This is a genomic window from Streptomyces milbemycinicus, assembly GCF_002154605.1.
Lineage (GTDB): Bacteria > Actinomycetota > Actinomycetes > Streptomycetales > Streptomycetaceae > Streptomyces > Streptomyces milbemycinicus.
In genome coordinates this window covers 1-5,777 of sequence record NZ_MUNE01000032.1, presented here as the reverse complement: position 1 = coordinate 5,777, position 5,777 = coordinate 1, and the positions used below count along the sequence as shown (strand labels likewise).

Genomic DNA, 5,777 nt, shown 5'->3' with positions numbered 1-5,777 from the left:
CCGAACGGCGCCGGCAAGACCACCGCCGTCAAAATCCTCTCCACCCTCATCACCGCCGACGGCGGCCAGGCCCAGGTCGCCGGCCATGACGTCGCCACCTCACCGGACGGGGTACGGGCCGCGATCGGGGTCACCGGGCAGTTCTCCGCCGTCGACGGGCTGATCACCGGCGAGGAGAACATGCTCCTCATGGCCGACCTGCACCACCTCTCCAAGCGCGAAGGACGGCGCGTCACAGCCGAGTTGCTGGAGCGCTTCGACCTCACCGAGGCTGCCAAGAAGCCCGCCTCCACCTACTCCGGCGGTATGAAACGCCGCCTGGACATCGCCATGACCCTGGTCGGCAACCCGCGCATCATCTTCCTCGACGAACCCACCACCGGCCTCGACCCGCGCTCCCGGCACAACATGTGGGAGATCATCCGCGAACTCGTCTCCGATGGCGTCACCGTCTTCCTCACCACCCAGTACCTCGACGAAGCCGACGAACTCGCCGACCGCATCGCCATGCTGAACGACGGCAAGATCGCCGCCGAAGGCACCGCCGACGAGCTCAAGCGGCTCATCCCCGGCGGACATATCCGGCTCCGCTTCACCGACCCGGCCGCGTACCAGAACGCCGCCACCACACTGCGCGAGGCCACCCGCGACGACGAAGCGCTGTCCCTGCAGATCCCCAGCGACGGCAGCCAGCGCGAACTGCGCTCCATCCTCGACTGGCTCGACTCCGCCGGCATCGAAGCCGACGAACTCACCGTCCACACCCCCGACCTCGACGACGTCTTCTTCGCCCTCACCGGCTCCAACCAGCCCACCCAGCCGAACCAGCCCAAGGAGACCGTCCGATGAGCTCCCTCGCCCTCGCCGTCCGCGACTCCTCCATCATGCTGCGGCGCAACCTCCTGCACGCCCGGCGCTACCCGTCGCTGACCCTGAACCTCCTGCTCACCCCGATCATGCTGCTCCTGCTGTTCGTCTACATCTTCGGCGACGCGATGAGCACGGGCATCGGAGGCGGCGGTGCCGACCGCTCCGACTACATCAAATATGTCGTCCCGGGCCTTTTGCTGATGACCATCGGCAGCACCACGATCGGCACCGCGGTCTCCGTCTCCAACGACATGACCGAAGGCATCATCGCCCGCTTCCGCACCATGGCCATCCACCGCGGATCCATCCTCATCGGACACGTCATCGGCAGCGTCCTCCAGTCGATCATCAGCGTGGCCCTCGTCGGCGCCGTCGGCGTGGCCATCGGCTTCCGCTCCACCGACGCCACCGCCCTGGAATGGATCGCCGCCTTCGGGCTGCTCGCACTCTTCGCCCTGGCGCTCACCTGGATCGCGGTCGGGATGGGCATGGTCAGCCCGAGCGTCGAGGCGGCCAGCAACAACGCCATGCCGCTGATCTTCCTCCCGCTCATCTCCAGCACCTTCGTCCCCGTCGACGCCATGCCCGGCTGGTTCCAGCCGATCGCCGAATACCAGCCCTTCACCCCCACCATCGAAACCATCCGCGGACTGCTCCTCGGCACCGACATCGGCAACAACTGGTGGATCAGCATCGCCTGGTGCCTCGGCCTGACGGCCCTCGGCTACCGCTGGTCGAAGGCGGTGTTCAACCGCGACCCGAAGTAACCACCCGGACCGCATCCCGCCGGAAGGGCGGCGTACCCCGACACCACGTCGGCGTACGCCGCCCCGTCGGCGTTCAGGATGAAACGGCCCCGGCCGGCGGCTCGTCCACCAGCGCGAAGGCCTCGACCTCCAGCAGCAGTTCGGGGCGGAACAGGGCCGCGACCTGGACGGCCGAACTGGCGGGCGGGTGCGTCATGTCCACGTACTCGTCGCGTACGGACCGGACCGCGGGCAGGTGGGCCACGTCGGTGACGAAGTAGGTGAGCTTGATGACGTCGTCGAAAGTGGCGCCCGCCGCCGCCAGGCAGCGGCGCAGATTCTCGAAGACCTGCCGGGCCTGCGCGGCGGGATCGCCCGCGCCGACGAGTTCGCCCCGCTCGTCGAGCGCGATCTGTCCGGACACCGCGACCATACGGCCGGAGCCCATGACGACGTTGGTGTAGCCCGTCCCTGGAGCGACGCCCTCCGGGGCCGGTATATGCGTGAGCCGCTTCTTCTTCATGGCGGCATCCTCACTCCTGGGAACCCGCCCCACCATCGCTTTTCGTGCGGCGGGCGGCGGGCGGCGGGCGGCCGGCGGGCGGCGGCCGGGTAGGCGATCAGGCGAGGGCGAGGGTGGCGAGAGCGAGGCCGGCGGCGCCGAAGACAATGACGTGGCGGGCGTTCTGGAGGACCCAGACCCAGCGGGGGAAGCCGGACTCGGCGGCCTTGAGCAAAGCGGCGACGTCGACGCGGGCCAGCTCCGGGTCGCCCTTGCGGGCGAAGGCGGCCTGGACCGAGGCGGTGGCGGTCAGGTTGCTGTAGAGGATCACGCAGTTGATGGCCAGGACCAGGCCCAGAACGATCCAACTGAGCATCCCGGCCATGGAGTTGCCGATGAGGTTCAGCACCGCGGCGGCGGCCAGGACCGCGGCGATGGACACCGGGGCCCAGGTCTCGTGGCCGCCGGCGTCGAAGCGCATCCCGTTCTCCTCCAGCACGGTGGTGCGCACGCCCTGACGGTTCAGCTCGGCCTTGGCGGCGGAGGTGGCGGTCGCCCCGAAGCGGGCCCGGACGACCGGGATGCTGACGAAGGCGCCGGCGACGGACAGCTGCATGGCGGCGATGAAGGCGTTCATGAGTGGTTCCCCCTCAGGACGGTGCGCCGGTCTCGGCGCCGAGTTCTTGAACTAAGTGCAAGTACACGTTAACCAGGGACTTGAACTAAGTGCAAGACAGTTCCTGAACTTTGTACAAGAGACCGGGGCCGCCCTATCGTGGGCCCATGCCACGCAACACGCTCACCCGCGATCAGATCGTCCGCACCGCCGTCGAACTGCTCGATGAGGAGGGCCTCGAGGGCCTGAACATGCGCAGCCTCGGCAAGCGCCTGGACAGCGCGGCCACCGCGGTCTACTGGCATGTCAAGAACAAGGACGATCTCGTCCTGCTGGCCGGAGACCTGGTCTGGCACGAGATCGAGCTGCCGGAACCGGACGCGGCCGACTGGCGCTCCGCGGCTGTGTCACTCGCTGTCGATCTGCACGCCATGTTCGAGCGCCATCCGTGGCTGGTGCAGGCATTCGGCTCGTACCTCTTCTACGGCCCGGGCAAGGCACGGTACGACGACCACTGCCTCGCCCTGTACGAGCAGGCCGGGTTCGCCCCCGCCGACGCCGACCAGGTCGCCGCGGCCGTTTTCACCTACGTACTCGGCAACGCGCTCGGCGGAGCGGCCATGGTCTCCCTCAACCGGCGCCTGAGCCGGGACGGCCAGGACACGCAGGAGCTCATCGGGGCCACCATGGCCAAGGCGGCGGAGGTCGCCCAGGAATTCCCCCGCCTTCGCGCGCGTCTGGCGGAGCCCTATGCCGCCGACTACGCCGCCGCCCCCGAGCAGACCCTCGAACGCGGCCTTCGCGCCCTCCTCGCCGGGCTCGAAGCCCAACTCCCGGCCCGCGGCAGCGCTGGCGGCAGCGCCCGCAGCAGCTAGGCCGGGTACGGCTCAGGAAGCCGGGGTGCCCACCCCACCGTCGCTTTGGGCGCGGCGGGCGCGCAGCGCCTCGGGGAAGAGGGTCCAGCCGTCGATCTCCTGACCCGACTTCGCACCGGGCTGCCAGCCCTGCGCGAGGGCCGCGTCGAGGAAGGCGCGGACCACACCCGGCTCGTGGAGGTTCAGCCAGCCGCGGTCGCGGTCGCCGACCGTGCTGGCGGGGCCGGGCGGGTACCAGGGCTGGCGGAAGACGAGCTGCAGGCGGCCTCTGCTGCCTTCCAGGCGGAGGGACAGGAGCTCCCGGCAGGTCGAGTAGTCCGGCTGCTTGCCGCCGTCGTGGGTGTGACCCACCGACCACAGATAGGTGTCGTCGCCGACAACGAGCCGACGGGTGCTGCGGGAACGGGCCATGGGCAGCACGCTACTCGCCCCGCCCGCTCAGGCCCTCAGCCCTCAGGCCCTCAGTCCCTCACGTTGGCCTCATGGGCTGGTTCGAGACCTTTGGCGAGGCCGGCGCTGCCTAGGCAGACGTCACCCGGCCGTATGCGCGAGGATGGCGGCGGCCAGCTCCTCGTGCACCTCCGGCGGCAGCGTGTGGCCCATGCCCGCCACGATCATCAGCCGTGCCCCCGGGATCCGCTCGGCGATGATCGCGCCGTGGCCCGGCTTGGCCGGCTCGTGGCTGCCCTCGATGACCAGCGTGGGCGCCTTCACTCGGTGCACCACGTTCACCGGCTCGAATTCCGGCTTGGCCATCGCGGCCAGCCGGTGGTTGGTCACCGCCGACAGGTCGCGGGCCCGGTCGTAGATCCGTTCCTGCAGCCGACGCGCCGCGTCCTCGTCGAACGGCAGCCCGGTGCCGTGCAGCACACGCTGCTCGGCGATCATGCCGTCGATCCGGGCGCGCCGGTCCTCCGGCGGCGGGGCGGCCATCAGCGCGCGGTAGAAGGCCGTGAACTCCGGCGCCGGCTCGGGCAGGCTTCCCTCGGGCTGCGGCTGCCCCATCAGGGCCCGCACGATCACCTGGCCTTCGCCGCCGCCGAGCGGCGAGGAGCCGATGACGGTCAGCGAGCGCACCCGTTCCGGCCGCTCCACCGCGACGAACTGGCCGAGCAGCCCGCCCGCCGAGTGGCAGACCAGGTGGGCGCTCTCCAGGCCGTGGGCGTCCAGCACGCGGTACACGTCGTTCTTGATGTCGTCCCATGTGTACGGTTCCGCCGCGAAGTCGACGGTGTCCGACATACCGGTGTCACGGTGGTCGTACCGGATCACCCGACGGCCCCCGGCGGCAAGGCGGCCGACGAACTCGTCCGGCCACAGGACGCCCTGCGACATCGACCCCATGATCAACAGGATCGGCGCGTCCGTCACGGCGCCGAACTCTTCACTCCAGATGTTCACTTCACGCATGTCTCAGAGCATGTCCGCTTCCGCCACGGGCGCCTTCTGTAGAACTACTAGTCGCGCCAGTTCCGTACGGGAGCCGATGCCCAGCTTCGGATAGATCTTGTACAGGTGGTACTCGACGGTGCGCGGGCTCAGGAAGAGCTGGGCGGCGATCTGCTTGCTCGAGAACCCGTCGGCGACCAGGCCGGCGATGCGCAGCTCCTGCGGGGTCAGCGCGTCAAGAACGGCGGAGGGTGGGGCCTGTCCGCTCTCGCCCGCCGCCCGCAGCTCACCCTGTGCGCGCCTCGCCCACGGCCGCGCGCCCGCCCGCTCGAACGTCTCCCACGCCATCCGCAGCCGCGCCCGCGCCTCGCCCGGCCGCTGCGCGCGGCGCAGCCGCTCACCCAGCAACAGAGCCGTCCTGGCCGCCTCGAACGGGTTGGTGTGCAGCCGCAGCGCCTCGTCGAAGGCCTCCTCGGACGGCTCGACCAGGCCCTGGCAGCGGGCCAGCAGAGCGTGCGACTCGGGCGTGGTGGCGTGCGCCGACCACCGCTCGTACGCCTCCAGCGCCGCCCGCGCGGCCGCGTCGTCGCCCGCGCCCACGGCGGCCTCGACGCGATCCGGCGCCATCCGCCACACCACGGTGGGATGCCCGACGCCCGGTCCCGCCGCGGCGATGGCCGTGAACCGGTCATGCGCCGCCGCGTGGCGTCCCAGGCACAGGTCGAGCATCGCCGACGCGTAGGCGGCGACCCCCGCCCGCAGGCCCACCCGATGCGGTA

At 70.4% G+C, this 5,777-nt stretch carries 8 protein-coding genes; 3 read left to right on the top strand and 5 right to left on the bottom strand.

The annotated features are described in order from the left end of the window. Positions 1-849, top strand: an 849-nt coding sequence (locus tag CCN51_RS02650; protein ID WP_086859218.1) for an ATP-binding cassette domain-containing protein, incomplete at its 5' end; no start/stop codon positions are given. Continuing rightward, positions 846-1,637: an ABC transporter permease gene (locus CCN51_RS02645; RefSeq protein WP_014177623.1), complete on the top strand. Its 792-nt coding sequence runs from the start codon at positions 846-848 to the stop codon at positions 1,635-1,637. The genes CCN51_RS02650 and CCN51_RS02645, both read left to right, overlap by 4 nt. 73 nt (positions 1,638-1,710) lie before the next feature. On the opposite strand, the gene CCN51_RS02640 is transcribed toward CCN51_RS02645, so the two are convergent. Next, positions 1,711-2,139 carry a RidA family protein gene (locus tag CCN51_RS02640; RefSeq protein ID WP_014177624.1) on the bottom strand — a complete coding sequence of 143 codons (429 nt, stop codon included), beginning with the start codon at positions 2,137-2,139 and terminating at the stop codon, positions 1,711-1,713. A 97-nt stretch (positions 2,140-2,236) separates the two neighbouring features. After that, entirely contained in the window at positions 2,237-2,755 is a 519-nt protein-coding gene (locus CCN51_RS02635) for a hypothetical protein (RefSeq protein ID WP_014177625.1), read from the bottom strand. A 146-nt stretch (positions 2,756-2,901) separates the two neighbouring features. Between CCN51_RS02635 and CCN51_RS02630 the strand changes: the two genes are divergently transcribed. Beyond that, positions 2,902-3,609 carry a TetR/AcrR family transcriptional regulator gene (locus CCN51_RS02630; RefSeq protein WP_014177626.1) on the top strand — a complete coding sequence of 236 codons (708 nt, stop codon included), beginning with the start codon at positions 2,902-2,904 and terminating at the stop codon, positions 3,607-3,609. Positions 3,610-3,621: 12 nt separating this feature from the next. On the opposite strand, the gene CCN51_RS02625 is transcribed toward CCN51_RS02630, so the two are convergent. The 3 genes from CCN51_RS02625 to CCN51_RS02615 form a co-directional block, all read right to left on the bottom strand. Then, the gene (locus tag CCN51_RS02625; protein WP_014177627.1) at positions 3,622-4,020 is read right to left on the bottom strand and encodes a hypothetical protein; all 399 of its coding nucleotides are present in this window, start codon (positions 4,018-4,020) and stop codon (positions 3,622-3,624) included. Positions 4,021-4,140: 120 nt separating this feature from the next. Next, positions 4,141-5,019, bottom strand: coding sequence for an alpha/beta fold hydrolase (locus tag CCN51_RS02620; protein ID WP_043487128.1), 879 nt, complete (start codon positions 5,017-5,019; stop codon positions 4,141-4,143). A gap of 3 nt (positions 5,020-5,022) precedes the next feature. Then, the coding region (locus CCN51_RS02615; RefSeq protein WP_143675711.1) for a helix-turn-helix transcriptional regulator at positions 5,023-5,777 on the bottom strand (755 nt) is incomplete at its 5' end.